A 16729-nucleotide genomic window follows, 5' to 3' on the forward strand; every position below is an offset into this window, starting at 1 on the left:
CTTGAACCAGATGATCGAGCGCACACCTCCGCATAACAACGAAGCAGAGCAGTCGGTCCTTGGTGCAATATTTTTAGAACCACAAGCACTAATTACCGCATCTGAAATATTGTTGCCGGAAGATTTCTATCGGGTCGCACATAAAAAGATTTTCGAAACCATGCTTGTACTAAATGACAGAGGTCAGCCAGTCGATTTGGTAACCATCGCCGAAGAGCTCAAAGTGAAAAATGAGCTTGAAGACGTCGGGGGCATTTCGTATATCACAGAGCTTGCCAACGCGGTACCAACTGCTGCAAACATTGTTTATTACGCAAATATCGTAGAAGAAAAAGCTTTATTGCGCAGACTGATCCGCGTTGCAACTGACATTGTGGAAGACGGCTACACACGAGAAGATGAAGTAGAAGCCTTACTTGGTGAAGCCGAAAAAAAGATGATGGAAGTATCCAATCGAAAAAATGCTGGTGACTTCCGTCATATTAAAGATGTATTAGTGGAGACGTATGACAATATTGAATTATTGCATACACGTAAAGGTGATGTAACAGGTATACCTACCGGGTTCCGTGACTTGGATCAGATCACGGCAGGCTTCCAACGTAATGATTTGATTATTGTGGCGGCTCGTCCTTCTGTCGGTAAGACTGCATTTGCATTAAACGTAGCGCAAAACGTGGCAACGAAGACAGATGAAAATGTTGCGATTTTTAGTCTCGAGATGGGTGCAGAACAACTTGTCATGCGTATGCTCTGTGCGGAAGGGAATATTGATGCGCAAGTGCTACGTACAGGGAATCTTGAAGCGGACGATTGGCGCAAGCTGACGATGGCGATGGGCTCGTTATCAAATGCGGGAATCTTCATCGATGACAGTCCAGGTATTCGTATCAATGAAATACGTTCAAAATGCAGACGACTTCAACAAGAACATGGTCTTGGAATGATCATGATTGACTATTTGCAGCTAATCATGGGAAGCGGACGCGGCAGTGATAACCGTCAGCAAGAAGTATCTGAGATCTCTCGATCACTGAAAGCGTTGGCGCGTGAATTAAAAATACCAGTCATTGCACTATCCCAGCTTTCACGTGGCGTAGAGCAACGACAAGATAAGCGCCCAATGATGTCCGATCTTCGGGAATCAGGGAGTATTGAGCAAGACGCCGATATCGTTTCCTTCCTCTATCGGGAAGATTACTACGACAAAGAAACTGAAATGCAAAACATGATTGAGATCATTATTGCCAAGCAACGTAACGGCCCAACCGGTACCGTAACCTTGGCATTTGCAAAAGAATACAACAAATTCCTCAATATCGACTGGAGCCAGCACGAATCCCCTCCGTCTTACGAATAAAACAGCGCGCCTTTCTTCTGTGATTGTAGAAGAGGACGCGCTGTTTTTTCATTGTTCCACGCAAGTGATCCCCGCCTGAAAAAGTGCGATTTTACACAAATCGTGATAGAGTTAGAAGATATGGAATAATATATTTCAGCTTTAGAATCAGGCTGTGACCATAGAAAATTTAGATTAGCGTTTTATGTACCACACAAGTTTACATTGCCAAATTTAGTCGTGGAACAAGAACATAGCTTAAAAATTTGATCGCCAATTATGGTGAGAAAGGAACAAAACATGCAAAATAAAACTGTATTTATTGTAGACGATGAGAAACCCATCGCAGACATCATAGAATTTAATTTGAAAAAGGAGGGCTTCAACGTCTTTTGCGCATACGATGGTGAAGATGCAATCAACCGTGTAGAAGAAATTCAGCCGGACATCATGCTTCTTGATATCATGCTTCCTAAACGCGACGGTATGGAAGTCTGTAGAGAAGTACGAAAAAAGTACGATTTCCCCATTATTATGCTGACAGCGAAAGATTCGGAAATTGATAAGGTCTTAGGGCTTGAACTTGGCGCAGATGATTATGTTACGAAGCCGTTTGGAACAAGAGAATTAATTGCACGGGTCAAAGCCAATCTGCGTCGTCACGCGAGAACTATAGCGGAAGACCAGGAAGAAGAAACGAATGATATTACGGTTGGACAACTAGTTATTCAACCCGATGCTTACTATGTTCAAAAGCGTGGAGTTACAATTGAACTGACGCATCGTGAATTCGAACTACTTTATTACCTAGCAAAACATATCGGTCAGGTGATGACACGTGAGCATTTACTGCAAACTGTATGGGGCTATGATTATTTTGGTGATGTACGAACAGTCGATGTAACGATTCGACGTCTTCGTGAAAAGATTGAAGACACGCCGAGTCATCCGAGCTGGATCGTCACAAGACGTGGCGTAGGTTATTACTTGCGGGATCCGGAACAGGAGTAGGCCACTATGCATAAGGTAGGTTTTTTCCGGTCGATTCAAGTCAAGTTTGTCTTGATCTATGTCTTGCTTATACTTGTGTCCATGCAGATTATTGGGCTGTATTTTGCTCGTGAACTGGAACAAACATTAAAAGATAACTTTACGAGTTCGATTGTAGACCGAATGAATTTAGTCGAGTTCAGTGTACGGGAAGAAGTATTAAAAAAACGTAAAGACAGTGATCCCACGCTGGAACAAAGCTTAAAAAATGTCTTGTTCGAGTTCACTTCAGACGACATTATTGAAATACGGGTTATAAATTCTAAATATCGTATTTTGGCGACATCTTCATTTGATAATCAGATGAGGGTAGGTCAACATTCGACCAATGATAATGTGCGAAAGTCTATTACATCAGAAGCGATGAAAGATGTCGTGACGATTGATCCGCAATCTCATAATCGTGTGCTTTCCTTAGCCAAACCGATTTTTAACGGCAATGAAATTATAGGATCGCTCTATGTAGAAGCCAATATTGAATCCGTTTTCCAGCAAATCGAAGAAATTAATCGAATATTGGCAGGGGCGGCAGCTGTCTCCCTAACCATTACAATAATAGTTGGAATTTTCATAGCCAGGGCATTTACCCGGCCAATTTCAGACATGCGGCGACAAGCACAGGCGATGGCAAAAGGGAACTTCACCCGAAAGGTTAAAGTGTACGGAACAGATGAGATGGGTCAGCTGGCCATCGCATTCAATCACTTAACCAACCAGCTGCAAGAATCTCAGTCCACTACTGAGAGTGAAAGGCGAAAGTTGGCCTCAGTTCTAGAAAATATGACGGACGGTGTCATTTCGACTGACCGAAAAGGACGAGTTAGCTTAATTAACGACTCTGCCCTACAAATGCTCGGTGTAACAAACGACCTCGTCATTAATCGACCTATCGCCAGTATTCTGGGTATAGACGATGAATATACGTTTGAAGAACTAATCCAAATGAAAGAATCGATACCACTGGACTTCAGTACAGAAGATCAAGCATATATTTTACGTGCTACAATTTCCGTTACCCAGCGTGAAACAGGCTTCGTAAACGGCTTGATCGTTGTATTACATGACAATACGGAGCAAGAAAAGATTGATATGGAACGTCGAGAGTTCGTATCGAATGTTTCACATGAATTGCGTACACCGCTCACTACGATGCGCAGTTATCTCGATGCATTGGCAGAAGGGGCTTGGCGCAATGAAGATATTGCTCCAAATTTCTTACATGTTACGCAAAATGAAACCGAGCGAATGATTCGTCTCGTGAATGACTTACTGAAACTTTCACGTATGGACAGTAAAGAATATGAATTAAATAAGGAATGGGTAGAATTTAACCGGTTCTTCAATGCGGTTATCGAGCGCTTTGAATTTTCAAAGTCGCAAAATGTACGCTTCACACGAAATTTGTATTCAAGCAGTCTATTCGTGGAGATCGATACCGACAAACTCACGCAAGTACTAGACAATATTATTTCCAACGCCTTAAAGTATTCGCCGGATGGCGGAGAAATTCGCTTCGGTGTAACAGTTTCAGGTGATTATATTAAAGTGATGATTTCCGACGATGGGATGGGTATTCCAAAATCCAATGTCAATCGAATATTCGATCGTTTCTATCGTGCAGACAGAGCCCGTTCTCGTGCCCTCGGTGGTACCGGCCTCGGCCTCGCAATTGCTAAAGAAATGATTGTAGCGCATAAAGGAGAGATATGGGCACAGAGTGAAGAAGGAACAGGAACGACAATCTTCTTCAAGCTACCATTTGAACAACAAGAGGACGGTGAGTGGGATTGAAATATATTGAAACAATTAAATCCATCGTATTGTTGTTGCTCGTCTCGCTGAGTGTGCTATTCACATTAGCGGTTTGGAACTATTCGCCGAATTACGAACCAATGGAACAACTACAGACTGTCGATATTTCTATTTCTGAAAAGAAAGCAATCGATGAAATCATTAAGCCGTATAAAATTATTACTAATTTAAAAGATCAGGTACTGGGTTCTACTGATACTGAAAAGGTCGATAGGATTCTGACAGAAATGAATACTTGGGATTTATCTGATCTACATTTGGTAAGTCAAGATATGAATAAGTTTGATATTGCAAAAATCTTACGGCAACCAAGCCAAATGACATTCTACTTTACTGGTGAAGTACCTATGCTCGTTTATGACAATGTATTACTAGTCGACGACGTGAATATTCCGGAAGCCACTTTTAATCGTCTAGTCATTGACTGGGGTCAATCCACACAAGCGCCAGTCATTCATTTACTGAGTGAAATGAGCGGCCTACATTACCAGATGCAAGTGACACTACCGAATAAAACAAGTTTTCTGCGCAACGTAGTAGATGTCGGTCAATCATTCGACGAGTATGCGGAAATCGATCGTGGCAATGCACCATTTCTTGCCGTACCAAAAGATCCTATAACTGTTATGCGTAATACGTATTATCAGGAAGAAATCAATCCATTACGCTTCCGTGATGCGTTGTTCAGTGATCCGAATGCCGTACGACGTAATCTAGTGGATTCAACGCATGAAGAATATGGAGACGACCATGCTTTCATGAATGTCGATACCGAGATTAAAAGGTTGAATTATGTCATGCCTGCAGTGGAAAGTCAGGAGATAGCAATACCATCAGAATTATTGTTAAATACTATTGATTTTATCAATGAGCATGGCGGCTGGACGGATGAGTACCGCTACGCTTATATGAATCCGATATCTCGTTATGTTCGGTTCCAACTATATGTCGATGGCTTGCCCGTCTTTAGTGATCAATCTGGTACTAGTGAAATAACGGAGACGTGGGGAAATCAACGCGTATTCAAATATATACGTCCGTATTACACATTGGATGTGAACATTGAACCAGTACAAGAAACGTTGCCTTCAGGAGTGGAAGTGGCGGAGGTTTTACGTGAATCAGAAGAGTTAGACTTCGATTTGATAGAGGAAATCACTCCGGGATATTATATGATCCGTGATGTGGAACGCAAATTAATTATTTTGCAACCTTGCTGGTATTACCTTATCAAAGGTAACTGGTTACGCTTCGCTCCAGAAGAATTGCAAGGAGGTGACAAGATTGGATTGGAATAGAACCAAAACGATCTTCATCATCGTCTTTTCAATTCTAAATGTCTTCTTGTATTGGCTCTATTTAGATAGGCAAATGGGTGTCGGAAATATGCAGATTCTCGGGAAAGCATCCGTGGAAGAAACATTGGCGCTAGAGAATATTACGTATGAGCCTATTCCTTTCAATAAAAAAGATGTTTCATATTTGTCAGCTCATATTGCCACCTTTTCCAATGAAAAGTTAGATGAGTTAAGTGACCAATCGTTTGTTTTGATCGAACAATCACGATTACTGTCCCATATGAAAAAGGCTGTAAAAGTAATTGATGGAAAAGACGAATATAATTTTGACGAGTTCTTAAAGAAGTATGTGCTCAATGGTGAAGATTACGTGCTTTGGGATGTGGACGAAGATGAGCAGAGCGCTGTATTCTTCCAAAGAGTAAAAAATGAAACCATCTTCTATAGTTCCAACGCCATGCTGATCTTGCACTGGAACGAGGATGGAGAAGTTACGCATTACGAACAAAGTATGCTCGATGAGTTCTTAAGCTTTAATCATAAGAAAGACTTACTTTCGCAAGACGACGCAGTCTCTTCACTTGTTACACGAGGTTATTTGAAATCGGGTTCTACTGTCATGCAGGTGAAATCAGGTTATTCAACACTCGTTCAGCTGACAGAAACTCAAGTATTTGCACCGACGTGGAATGTTCAGGTAAAATTGAAGGATGGAACGATAGAACATTACTTCATCAATGCGATTGAAGGAAAAATCATCGAGTTCCAATCGGATATATTAGAAGAACCAATAGAATAGGAGTTTTCCACATGCGATTTAGCATTTTGGCGAGTGGCAGTACAGGCAACTCGCTATATATAGAGACAGATGAGCATGCTTTTCTCGTAGATGCCGGCATGAGCGGTAAGAAAATTGAAGGTTTGCTCGGATCGATCAATCGCTCGATGAAACAAATTGACGGCATTTTCGTCACACATGAACACAGTGATCATATTAAAGGGATCGGCGTACTGGCCCGGAAGTATAAAACACCCATTTATGCCAACGCCAAAACGTGGCAGGCGATGGACTCACTTGTAGGAGAGATTCCCGTTGATCAGCGTTTCCACTTCGACATGGAAACGGTGAAAACATTTGGCTCACTGGATATCCAGTCATTTGCTGTATCCCATGACGCAGCAGACCCAATGTTCTATACATTCAATGAAGGTGACCGTAAACTGGCGATTATTACGGACACAGGCTACGTCAGTGACCGTATGAAGGGTCATATCCACGGAGCTGACAGCTTTGTATTCGAAAGCAATCACGACGTTAGCATGCTACAAATGGGACGTTATCCATGGTCCATCAAACGTCGTATACTAAGTGACGTGGGCCACGTATCGAACGAAGATGCAGCCGTCGCAATGAGTGAAGTAGTAGCTCAAAAAGAAGCGCATATTTATTTAGCCCATCTTAGCTTAGATAATAATATGAAAGACTTGGCGCGCATGAGCGTAGCACAAACCCTCGAAGATTGCGGTATTCGTGCAGGAGAATTTGTTCATTTGCATGATACGGATGCTTCAGAATCTACAGAGCTTGTGCTAGTCTGAAGTACTTGCGAAAAGCCTTGCTAAATTAGTGAGGCTTTTTGCATTTTCAAAGAGTTATTGGGGTACAGTACATGTAGGATTACTTTCTAATAAGGAGGAAATGCGAATGGATGATGAAAGAAGAGAAGAAAGAAAAGAAGAAACGGAATGGCAACAACCAATACCGCCGGTAGAACCAAAACGAAACGCAAAACGTAGAGGTAGTTTTTGGCCCGGCTTACTTGGCGCATTGTTGGGTGGTTTAATCGTATTTTTAGTCATGATGTACGCAACTGGCTCATCAAGTAATGACGATGTTGCAACATCTAAACAACCAGAAGACAAAACCAACTCGGAACATGCCCAAGTATCAATGGATATCTCAAGCGAAATTACCGATGTTGTAGGTGACGTCGCAAATGCCGTTGTTGGTATTACAAATATCCAGACAGTCCAAGACTTCTGGTCTTCCACAACATCTACTCAAGAAGCCGGATCAGGTTCTGGTGTCCTATATAAAAAAGAAGGCGAAAAAGCATATATCGTCACCAATCACCACGTCGTAGAAAATTCCGAACAACTTGAAATTAGTTTTGATGATGGTACTAAAGTTGAAGGGAAATTAATCGGCAGTGACCTATGGACGGACTTGGCTGTAGTCGAAATTGATGCAGAACACGTTGATACAGTGGTAGAATTCGGTGATTCAGATGCGTTAAAACGTGGAGAATCAGTTATTGCAATCGGTAACCCATTAGGACTTGGCTTTGCAGGGTCCGTCACAGTAGGTGTAATTTCAGGTAAAGATCGCTCCATACCAATGGACTTAAACAAAGATGGGAATATCGATTGGCAAGCAGACGTCTTGCAGACAGATGCAGCAATCAATCCCGGGAACTCCGGTGGTGCATTAATCAACATGGCAGGTCAATTGATCGGGATCAACTCCATGAAGATCTCTGAAGCAACAGTAGAAGGAATCGGATTGGCGATCCCAATCAATATTGCATTACCAATTATTGAACACTTAGAAGAAACAGGACAAGTAAATCGTCCAACAATGGGCGTATCGTTACTTGATCTTCAACAGATTCCCATTCAGCAACAGCAACAGACGTTGAACTTACCTGAAGAAGTAACTGAAGGCGTCGTCGTTACGGATGTCATATCAAATTCATCCGCATTAGAAGCAGGCGTGAAGAAGTATGATATAATTGTCCAGTTGGATGAAGAGAAAGTGACAGATATGGTCAGTCTACGTAAGTATTTGTATAATAAAAAAGAAATTGGCGATTCATTGAAAATTACAGTCTATCGGGATGGAAAGAAAGTAGACTTGGAAATGGTATTGAAAGACGGAAACACATTCTAAGAAAAAGTACATTGTCCACATAGTGAACAACTTTCCGCCCACATCAGGCATCTAGCGAAAATGCGCTATGATGCCTGATTTTTTATGAAGTTATCCAATTGTGGATAAAATCGAAATAATGTGTATAATATTGTGTAAAAGAAAATGCTCGGAAAAAACTAAATAAAATTAAAGTGACAAGTGTTAACCCCTTACAGGTCAATAGGTTGGAGTATTTTCATTTTTTATGGGAATTAGATAACTCTATTCAAATTACAAAACGAATAAAAAGTTATCCACATTCGTATGATACACTAATCAGAGAAATTGACATGTAGTACAGAACAAATAATCGGACACAATATGTAGATGGAGTTGTGGATATGTGCATAAGTATTGTGTATAACATTTAGAGGGCGAGTGGATAAACTGTGAATATATCAATTGTGACCGTGGGTAAGTTAAAAGAGAAGTATTTGAAACAAGGAATAGAAGAGTATTCTAAACGTCTGAACAGCTATGCAAAAATGCAATTAATCGAAGTGGCGGACGAAAAAGCACCTGAAACACTAAGCGAAGCCGACATGGAAATCGTTAAAAAGAAAGAAGCAGATCGAATTCTAGCGAAAATTGCACCAGACGCGCATGTCATTGCACTAGCAATCGACGGAAAAATGAAAACTTCTGAGGAATTCGCTGCGAGTATCGATTCGTTGATGACATATGGTAAAAGCAAGATCGTCTTTGTTATTGGCGGATCACTGGGGTTACATAGTAGTGTGCTGCAGCGTTCGAATGAGAAGTTATCGTTTTCTAAGATGACATTTCCGCATCAGTTGATGAAGTTGGTGTTGGTGGAGCAGATTTATCGTGGATTTCGGATTATTAAGGGAGAACCGTACCATAAATAGAAACAAAAAAGTTAAAGAAAGCTGTTGGAATGAAAAATTACTCTTTTTCATTCTGTTTCGTTCCTTATAGCCAGCTTGTACACTTCCCAGATTTTTTGAATACACTGTCAAAGGCTTCCAAACGCTAAAAAAACTAGAAGAGAAGGGTTTATGGAACAAACCCTTTTCTTCTAGTTTTACTTATGAGTTAGAATCAATTATTTTAGATTAGAGATATACTCTTTTAAAACAAGATGGACATAGTCTTGATTGGCCGAAGCAGTATCTGGATTATACTGACCGTTATTAGTTTTGTTATTGGAAAGAATGCGTATACCTAAAAAAGGAACATTGTAACTTTCGGAAATTTGTGCTGCAGCAGCACCTTCCATTTCTTCAACAGAAGTACCATACTTTTCATGGAACCAGTTTATGCGGTCTACTTCGTTATTCCACAGATCAGCGGATCCAATAATACCTTCAACAACTTTGCCTAGTTCATATTGGTCTTTAACCGCATTGGCTGCTGCCAATAATTCAACATCGCCATCAAAGTAGCGAATCTTTTCTGCATCAGGGTCTTCTCCGGCACTGCCTTCAGAAGCCATGAGGTCCATAGGCTTCCATAGTGATGGATCCATTCCTTCATTTTCTTCTGCAGACTCAGTCTTCATCGAACCGATATTGACGGTTTGTTTTCCTAAGACTATATCAAATACATGTAAGTCCGGATCATGTCCGCCTGAAGTTCCTTGATTGATAATCGCGATAGGATTGTACTTTTCAATTGCTAATGCAGTGGCGGCTGCAGTGTTTTCCATCCCTTTACTAGTCTTGGTAACAATTACAGGATAGTCATCGATAGTTCCTTTATAAAAAATAAAGTTTCCTGATTCTTCGACTTCCGCGTCACTTAATTTTTCAGCAAACTTCTCAGCTTCAATAGGCATGGGTCCTTGCACAATGATCGGACGTTGTTCAGTATCTGCTGTACTATTAGTAGTGGAGTTACAGCCTGAAACGATCGTTGCTAGAAAAAGCATACATATAATAACCCCAACTAACTTCATGTTCCTCAAAGATGATCCCTCATTCCTTAAATGATTTCATCGAATAGTATTCCTAAGCACACTACTTTCCCAGATGCGTGATGGATTTCATTAATCCAAACAGTAACGAATAGCTGTTACAGTATGATGATGCTAGAAACCGATTATGTATTAATTGATTCTTATTACTTATTAATATTTTATATGGAAAGTAGTGAAAAGTGCTATTACGATGAATACGTTATGATTATAGCAAAGGCATTTTATGCTTTCAACCGATATACGAACGTTTATTTAATTATTATTTATATTGTACGTTTTACGGTATGATCGTCCTTTCGCACATCATACGGATATAAAGAAATGTACTAAATTACGAACAATGGAGAAAAATTTCATACTGTTAAGATGTAATGACTCATGAGATAACTATAGAATATGGAAGTTTTATTCCGACTACGTTTTAATCTCTTATACATTGCCATCCTATACGTCAATGAGTGGGTATAGCCAAACAAAAATATGTACGAAAAGTTTGAGTAAGTATAGAATAGGACAGTTGGCATTTAGTTGTAGGAAGGATGATAAATTTGTTAAAAGCATACGCTTGGCTGACACTTTGTGTAATGGTGTGGGGCAGTAATTTTGTTTTTGGGAAGATGCTGGTTCAAGACTTTTCTCCGGCTCTCCTAACTTCGCTCAGACTATTGTTTATTGTATTATTTCTGATTGGATTGTCTTTATATAAATTGCATGTGAAACGATTAAATAAATATGATTTGCTGGCAGTACTTTTTCTGGGTGTGTTCGGCGTTTTTATTAACCAGTGGTCTTTTTTTGCTGGATTAGAAACAGCTGATCCAACAACTTCTGCACTAATCTTGGCAACTACGCCCATTTTAACTGCTGTATTAGCAGCCATTTTTTTAAAAGAAAAGTTAACAATTCGTATGTTATTTGGATCTATTGTTGCCATCATAGGTATTTACTTTGTTGTAGCAAAAGGAAATATATCCTCTTTACATATCGATAAAGGTTTATGGTGGATTGTAGTTACGATGATTACATTCGCTATGCTAATTATCGTGACGAGACTCCTTTCCAATAGAATGGATCCGCTTGCCATTACTTTATATTCAAATGTTGTCGGACTGGTTATATCAGTTCCTTTTATTTTTTTACTTGATACGCCCATACGAATAAGTATAAAGGTATCGGATTGGTCATTTCTAATTATAACTGCCGTTGTGGTACACGGTATCGCCATGTTGATTTGGAATAATAATATTCGATATGTTGATGCTTCAAAGGCTTCCATATTATCTAATTTAGAACCTTTTGTAGCAATGATCATGGGTTTGATCTTGCTGTATAAACCAATAACCGGAGCAGAAATTGTCGGCTCATTGTTTATAGTGGGAGGAGTAGTGCTATCAACGTATCAGCGAAGAAAGCTAAAGCTGATAGAAATAACGAAGCCTGCAGGAAGAAAATTTTAAGTTGTACTAAATATAGATCAGTTCCTAAAAATGAATTGGAAACGTTGACTTGTTACCGAGAATTACTTTTCAGAAGATAGCTAAAGGGGTGGGTTATATTACTTGGCGTGGTAGCGCTTGCGCTAGTCAAGTCCCGCGACAGTAACATATGTGGAGAATCACATCAGAAGTAAATTACTTGTTATACAAAAACGGCCTCTTTCAATAATGCAGATACATGTTCTGCAAAAGAAAAGGGGCCGTTTCATTCTGTATGCTTTTAAGTCAGTTCAGGGAATAAGTAATATAATATATCCGTCGTCACTCGACGTGATTCACCTTTATAAGGGTAAATATGCATATACATCGACGGGTTAAAGTTCGCTTCAATGATGCCATAGGCGCCTGGATTTGCTGCTGGCACATCGAGGTCCTCAATAATCAAATCGATACCGCTAATTTTTGCGCCCAGAGCGGCTACTGCATCTACTGCAATCTTTTTATAATCGTCGGTAAACTGATCGGTGACATCAATCGAGTCTCCGCCAGTACTGACGTTGGAATTCTCACGCAAGTAGACGATTTCGCCGTCTTTGGGAATCGAATCTAGTTGATAACCTTGACCTTTTAGCATAAGAACCTCTAGTTCGCCCAGTTGAATAAGTTCTAATGGCGTGCGGTGGTCTGTACCTCTTAGTGGATCTCGGTTTTTTTCTTCAACGAGTTCCTTAATCGTGTGTGTGCCGTCGCCTGTGACGTTTGCAGGCACGCGCAGCATGATCGCAAGTACTTTATCGTGTAACACGAAGAAACGGTACTCTGTGCCGTCTAGGAACTCTTCTACCAAGACAGACGAGTCTTCGTCGAATGCGAGTGTGATCGCTTTCTCGTAGTCCTCATAACTGGCACCATCTTTAAAGATGGATATGCCTATTCCATAGTTCGTTGTTTTTGGCTTCACAACGAAAGGTGTCTTAGCAAACATATCAAAGGCACGCAATGCATCTTCGATATTACTGAACTCGTCACCACCTGGTACACGATAGCCTTCTTGGTGAAGAATTTTCTTCGTGACCGTTTTATTTTCCATAATCAAAGTAGAGACATACGTATCTTTACTCGTCATGTTACCGTTCTTGACGAACTCTACATGGTCTCGTAATTTCAGCTTTAAGAACTGATCTTGACGGTCTAAAATTTCTACTTTGATACCTTGCTGAAATGCATCAAACATGAGAATCTGCGTAGACAATTCCATATCGGTAAAGCCCGTTAACTCATATGGTTTTTCCCATAGATTCGCGTGGGTTTCTTTTGCAATTTCTATAGCTACCTGGCTTTGACTACTTTTTTGGCTTTCCGTGTACAATCTGCCAGCTAGAGTCTTCGAAGGATCTTCTAGCATAGCTCTCAAATTGCTAAATAACGAGTCAGAAACAGGGAAGTCCAATTCCTTAGACAACTTTTCCATACCTTCAACTAGCTCGTAAGCTTCTGCTTCAAACGCTGTATGTGACAATGGATGCTCAAGCGCAACTACATCATTACGTGCATCGCCGACTTTTCCATACTCATCACTTTCTAGATGTTCATCTTTCTGCAGAAGATACAGTGAGAAAATGTGCAGGAATTCCACTTGTTCATAACTGATTCCATTCGTCTCAAAAGGATTTAAATCAATATTTCGTAATTCTACATAACGGACGCCCTCGGTCAAGAATTTCTCTACGCGCTCGCTTCCACGTAAGCGCATAGCGGTATAGAATTCTTTTTCTTCCACAAGCAAACCTCTATTTACAACACAAGATAAATCTTCAATATACCTCTCTATCGAGCTGAATGAAACTTTCACATCATCGTGATTCACATAGCCAAATCTGCTGCTTCTAATACTTCTAACCGGTTCATTAGGCTGATCATCACATCCGTAGAAGTTCTCATTACTGATAGGGGAGGCACCATAAAAGTACGTCACGAGCCAGCGGTAGTATAAATAATTTCTAGTAAGTTTTAAGTAAATGTTTGTTTTGAAGTATTGATAATTGTCGATTTCGGACTGTAAATTAAATAGTTTCTCGAGCAATTCATCACTGAATTCAAAGTTAAAATGAATGCCACAAATCATTTGTTTCCGGCGACCGTATGAATTAGCCAAAGAGCGTCGATAGAGAACATTTTCAAAGTTATCCAGTTTCGCAATTATGATGTCTTCCTCTTTTTCAGGAAGTGCAGGTGGCATGCTTAAAGGCCATAGCATTTCACCTTTGCCCATGGAGCGGTATGCCACATCATGGATAGCAGATAAATAATTAAATAATTCGTCCCGTGTGTTCAGGACAGGCGTGATCAATTCCATTTGCGTTTCCGAGAAGTCGCGCTGAATATACGGATGTTCATCTGCCATTCCAATGCTTGTAGGGTGATCCGTCGTCGCTAAATTTCCCGCAAGATCCACGCGTTGGCCTTCTTTTTCAATACCATACCGAGCTTTTAGAACATACGGCTTCACACGTTCATCGGCTAACATTTTCTTTAGATCCATCGTAACTGTCCCTCCTATGTAAAAGATTTTAATACGTTCCTTCTATCTTAATTCATATACTCTAAAAAACAAAAACATCCACATTATAAGCAATGTGGACATTCGGAATGTAGGTAAATAAAATAGTTACAGGCACTGTTGATAGATGCTGCAGGGAAACGCATTCCCATAAGCATGGCTCAAACCACGCCCTCTGGAAAGCGTCCTCCCTGGAATTGAAATCCCATGCAGTATCCTACTTCAACTATCTACATTTATTCAAGTGATCCCAAGTTCTGCATATGGAAAGCAAAGTGTTCCTCTAAGAAGGAAGAGATGAAGAAATAGCTATGGTCATAGCCCTCTACTTTGTTATATTCCACTGCTTGATTATGCTGCTTCGCATTTTCAAGGAACGGTTTCTCATTCAACTGCTCCGGGTAAAAGCCATCTGCAGTTCCTTGCGTGATCAGGATTGGCGGAATACCTGCTATCTTCACTAGCTCAGCAGTGTCCCACTCTTTCCACGTCGTTTTGTCTTCACCTAGGTACGCCGTAAACGCTTTGATCCCCCAAGGAACATCACTCGGACTTGAAATTGGAGAGAACGCGGAAATCGCTTTGAAACGATCTGCATTCTTCATTCCGATCATCAATGCACCATAACCACCCATCGAGTGACCCATAATACTTTCTTTACCCGAGAAGTTAGGCACTAGAGTAGCAGCAATTTCACTAAGCTCCTGCGTTATATATGAATACATTTGATAATGCTTTGCCCATGGCTCTTCTGTTGCGTTTAGATAAAAGCTCGCACCTTGTCCAAGGTCAAATGCTTCATCGTTCGCTACGTCTTCTCCGCGCGGTGATGTATCTGGAATAATCACTGCCGCTTGATGTTTTTCAGCCAAGCTTTGGAAACCACTTTTTTGACTGAAGTTATCATCGGTACATGTTAATCCCGATAAAAACCAAATGAGCGGTAGTTCTTTTTGTTCTTTATTTGACGGTAAGAAGATACTAAATGTCATATCACACTTGAGGACTTCTGAATAATGGTTGTACTTGTTTTGTTCCCCACCAAAAGATCGTCTTTGCTCAACGCGTTCTACATTCATGATCTCACTCTCCATATGTTAGTATTGATCGAATTGATTCACCTTTATGCAGTAAATCAAATGCTTCATTGATATCCGTGAAGTTTAGTTGGTGTGTAATGAATGAATCTAAATCAATTTCACCGTCCATGTAGTCATCAATCATCCCTGGCAATTCGGTTCTGCCTTTTACTCCACCAAATGCAGAACCGCGCCATACGCGACCTGTAACTAGTTGGAATGGACGAGTATGAATTTCTTTACCAGCACCTGCAACGCCAATGATGACACTCTCGCCCCAACCTTTATGGCAGCATTCAAGAGCGGCTTTCATGACTTCAACATTACCGATACACTCGAAACTGTAGTCTACGCCGCCATCCGTCATGTCTACAATGACTTCTTGGATGGGCTTATCGAATGTAGAAGGGTTGATGAAATCTGTTGCGCCCATCTTCTTCGCTAGTTCAAATTTATCTTCATTGAGATCGATTGCAATGATACGGCTTGCTTTTGCTTGCTTTAGTCCTTGGATAACGGCCAAACCAATAGCTCCGAGACCGAAAACTGCTGTAACTGCACCTTCTTCTACTTTCGCAGTCTTATGAACAGCCCCGATACCCGTAGTGACGCCACATCCAAATAGACAAACTTTATCAAGTGGTACGTTGTGGTCTTCCACTTTAACTAAGGAGATCTCAGACACGACAGTATACTCACTAAATGTGCTCGTTCCCATGTAGTGATAAATAGGTTCTCCATTGTAAGAGAAGCGAGTCGTACCGTCAGGCATTAATCCTTTACCTTGTGTTTCGCGAATTGCACCGCATAGGTTAGTTTTACCGGATAGACAGAATTTACATTTCCCGCATTCAGGTGTGTAAAGTGGAATTACGTGATCGCCAGGTTTAACGGAAGTGACTCCTTCACCTACTGAAACTACGACACCAGCGCCTTCATGACCTAACACGGCAGGGAATACTCCTTCTGCGTCATCGCCAGATAATGTATATGCGTCTGTATGACAGACAGAAGTGTAAAGAATTTTGACTAATACCTCATTAGCTTTTGGTTCTTCTACATCGATTTCTACAATTTTAAGTGGTTCTCCAGGTTTAAATGCTACAGCTGCTCTACTTTTCAAATGAAACCCTTCTTTCTTTTGCTTTATAGTGTTTACATTTCTATCTTTACATATTATAATTCACCATGCAATACTGACTCTTTTGTCACTATGAACATGAATAGTATAGAAAGAAGTGAAGC

14 protein-coding genes are annotated in these 16729 nt (G+C 40.5%); 10 read left to right on the forward strand and 4 right to left on the reverse strand.

Annotated elements, in window-relative coordinates; translation table 11 throughout:
- Positions 1 to 10: 10 nt before the first annotated feature.
- The 8 genes from dnaB to rlmH all read left to right on the forward strand — a co-directional run bounded on the left by dnaB (position 11) and on the right by rlmH (position 9339).
- The gene (dnaB, locus tag CSV74_RS06235; RefSeq protein WP_369823697.1) at positions 11 to 1360 is read left to right on the forward strand and encodes a replicative DNA helicase; all 1350 of its coding nucleotides are present in this window, start codon (positions 11 to 13) and stop codon (positions 1358 to 1360) included.
- Between the two features lie 279 nt (positions 1361 to 1639).
- Positions 1640 to 2350: a response regulator YycF gene (gene yycF, locus CSV74_RS06240; RefSeq protein WP_029054365.1), complete on the forward strand. Its 711-nt coding sequence runs from the start codon at positions 1640 to 1642 to the stop codon at positions 2348 to 2350.
- Positions 2351 to 2356: 6 nt separating this feature from the next.
- Positions 2357 to 4180, forward strand: coding sequence for a cell wall metabolism sensor histidine kinase WalK (gene walK, locus CSV74_RS06245; protein WP_099691005.1), 1824 nt, complete (start codon positions 2357 to 2359; stop codon positions 4178 to 4180).
- Complete coding sequence (locus CSV74_RS06250) at positions 4171 to 5499, forward strand: YycH family regulatory protein (protein WP_099691006.1); 1329 nt, start codon at positions 4171 to 4173, stop codon at positions 5497 to 5499. Before walK ends, CSV74_RS06250 begins: the two co-directional genes overlap by 10 nt.
- Entirely contained in the window at positions 5486 to 6298 is an 813-nt protein-coding gene (locus CSV74_RS06255; protein WP_029054362.1) for a two-component system regulatory protein YycI, read from the forward strand. Before CSV74_RS06250 ends, CSV74_RS06255 begins: the two co-directional genes overlap by 14 nt.
- Before the next feature lie 11 nt (positions 6299 to 6309).
- Positions 6310 to 7098, forward strand: coding sequence for an MBL fold metallo-hydrolase (locus CSV74_RS06260; protein WP_099691007.1), 789 nt, complete (start codon positions 6310 to 6312; stop codon positions 7096 to 7098).
- A gap of 106 nt (positions 7099 to 7204) precedes the next feature.
- A complete protein-coding gene (locus tag CSV74_RS06265; RefSeq protein ID WP_099691008.1) occupies positions 7205 to 8449 on the forward strand; it encodes a S1C family serine protease in 1245 nt (414 codons plus the stop codon).
- 410 nt (positions 8450 to 8859) lie between these two features.
- Positions 8860 to 9339 carry a 23S rRNA (pseudouridine(1915)-N(3))-methyltransferase RlmH gene (gene rlmH, locus CSV74_RS06270; RefSeq protein WP_099691009.1) on the forward strand — a complete coding sequence of 160 codons (480 nt, stop codon included), beginning with the start codon at positions 8860 to 8862 and terminating at the stop codon, positions 9337 to 9339.
- 197 nt (positions 9340 to 9536) lie between these two features.
- Here the strand turns inward: rlmH and CSV74_RS06275 are convergent, their stop codons facing one another.
- Positions 9537 to 10388 (reverse strand): 5'-methylthioadenosine/S-adenosylhomocysteine nucleosidase, encoded by an 852-nt coding sequence (locus CSV74_RS06275; RefSeq protein ID WP_099691132.1) that lies wholly within the window; start codon positions 10386 to 10388, stop codon positions 9537 to 9539.
- Between the two features lie 123 nt (positions 10389 to 10511).
- On the opposite strand from CSV74_RS06275, the gene CSV74_RS16480 reads away from it, so the two are divergent.
- Both CSV74_RS16480 and CSV74_RS06280 read left to right on the forward strand, forming a co-directional pair.
- Positions 10512 to 10697: a hypothetical protein gene (locus CSV74_RS16480; protein ID WP_143560745.1), complete on the forward strand. Its 186-nt coding sequence runs from the start codon at positions 10512 to 10514 to the stop codon at positions 10695 to 10697.
- A 260-nt stretch (positions 10698 to 10957) separates the two neighbouring features.
- Complete coding sequence (locus CSV74_RS06280) at positions 10958 to 11866, forward strand: DMT family transporter (RefSeq protein WP_099691010.1); 909 nt, start codon at positions 10958 to 10960, stop codon at positions 11864 to 11866.
- Between the two features lie 259 nt (positions 11867 to 12125).
- Here CSV74_RS06280 and gshAB read toward each other — a convergent pair whose 3' ends face one another.
- The 3 genes from gshAB to CSV74_RS06295 all read right to left on the reverse strand — a co-directional run bounded on the left by gshAB (position 12126) and on the right by CSV74_RS06295 (position 16607).
- Positions 12126 to 14387, reverse strand: coding sequence for a bifunctional glutamate--cysteine ligase GshA/glutathione synthetase GshB (gene gshAB, locus CSV74_RS06285; protein ID WP_099691011.1), 2262 nt, complete (start codon positions 14385 to 14387; stop codon positions 12126 to 12128).
- A 254-nt stretch (positions 14388 to 14641) separates the two neighbouring features.
- The gene (fghA, locus tag CSV74_RS06290; RefSeq protein WP_099691012.1) at positions 14642 to 15484 is read right to left on the reverse strand and encodes an S-formylglutathione hydrolase; all 843 of its coding nucleotides are present in this window, start codon (positions 15482 to 15484) and stop codon (positions 14642 to 14644) included.
- Between the two features lie 4 nt (positions 15485 to 15488).
- Positions 15489 to 16607 carry an S-(hydroxymethyl)glutathione dehydrogenase/class III alcohol dehydrogenase gene (locus tag CSV74_RS06295; protein ID WP_029054355.1) on the reverse strand — a complete coding sequence of 373 codons (1119 nt, stop codon included), beginning with the start codon at positions 16605 to 16607 and terminating at the stop codon, positions 15489 to 15491.
- Positions 16608 to 16729 lie beyond the last annotated feature (122 nt).

The organism is Sporosarcina sp. P19, from assembly GCF_002743165.1.
Classification (GTDB): domain Bacteria; phylum Bacillota; class Bacilli; order Bacillales_A; family Planococcaceae; genus Sporosarcina; species Sporosarcina ureae.

Excerpts from the sequence above, each read along its gene's own strand:
- CSV74_RS06265 (WP_099691008.1), top strand. The coding sequence starts at position 7,205 with ATGGATGATGAAAGAAGAGAAGAAAGAAAAGAAGAAACGGAATGGCAA.
- CSV74_RS06260 (WP_099691007.1), top strand. The coding sequence starts at position 6,310 with ATGCGATTTAGCATTTTGGCGAGTGGCAGTACAGGCAACTCGCTATAT.
- CSV74_RS06275 (WP_099691132.1), bottom strand. The coding sequence starts at position 10,388 with ATGAAGTTAGTTGGGGTTATTATATGTATGCTTTTTCTAGCAACGATC.
- walK (WP_099691005.1), top strand. The coding sequence starts at position 2,357 with ATGCATAAGGTAGGTTTTTTCCGGTCGATTCAAGTCAAGTTTGTCTTG.
- CSV74_RS16480 (WP_143560745.1), top strand. The coding sequence starts at position 10,512 with ATGATGATGCTAGAAACCGATTATGTATTAATTGATTCTTATTACTTA.
- fghA (WP_099691012.1), bottom strand. The coding sequence starts at position 15,484 with ATGAATGTAGAACGCGTTGAGCAAAGACGATCTTTTGGTGGGGAACAA.
- yycF (WP_029054365.1), top strand. The coding sequence starts at position 1,640 with ATGCAAAATAAAACTGTATTTATTGTAGACGATGAGAAACCCATCGCA.
- gshAB (WP_099691011.1), bottom strand. The coding sequence starts at position 14,387 with ATGGATCTAAAGAAAATGTTAGCCGATGAACGTGTGAAGCCGTATGTT.
- dnaB (WP_369823697.1), top strand. The coding sequence starts at position 11 with ATGATCGAGCGCACACCTCCGCATAACAACGAAGCAGAGCAGTCGGTC.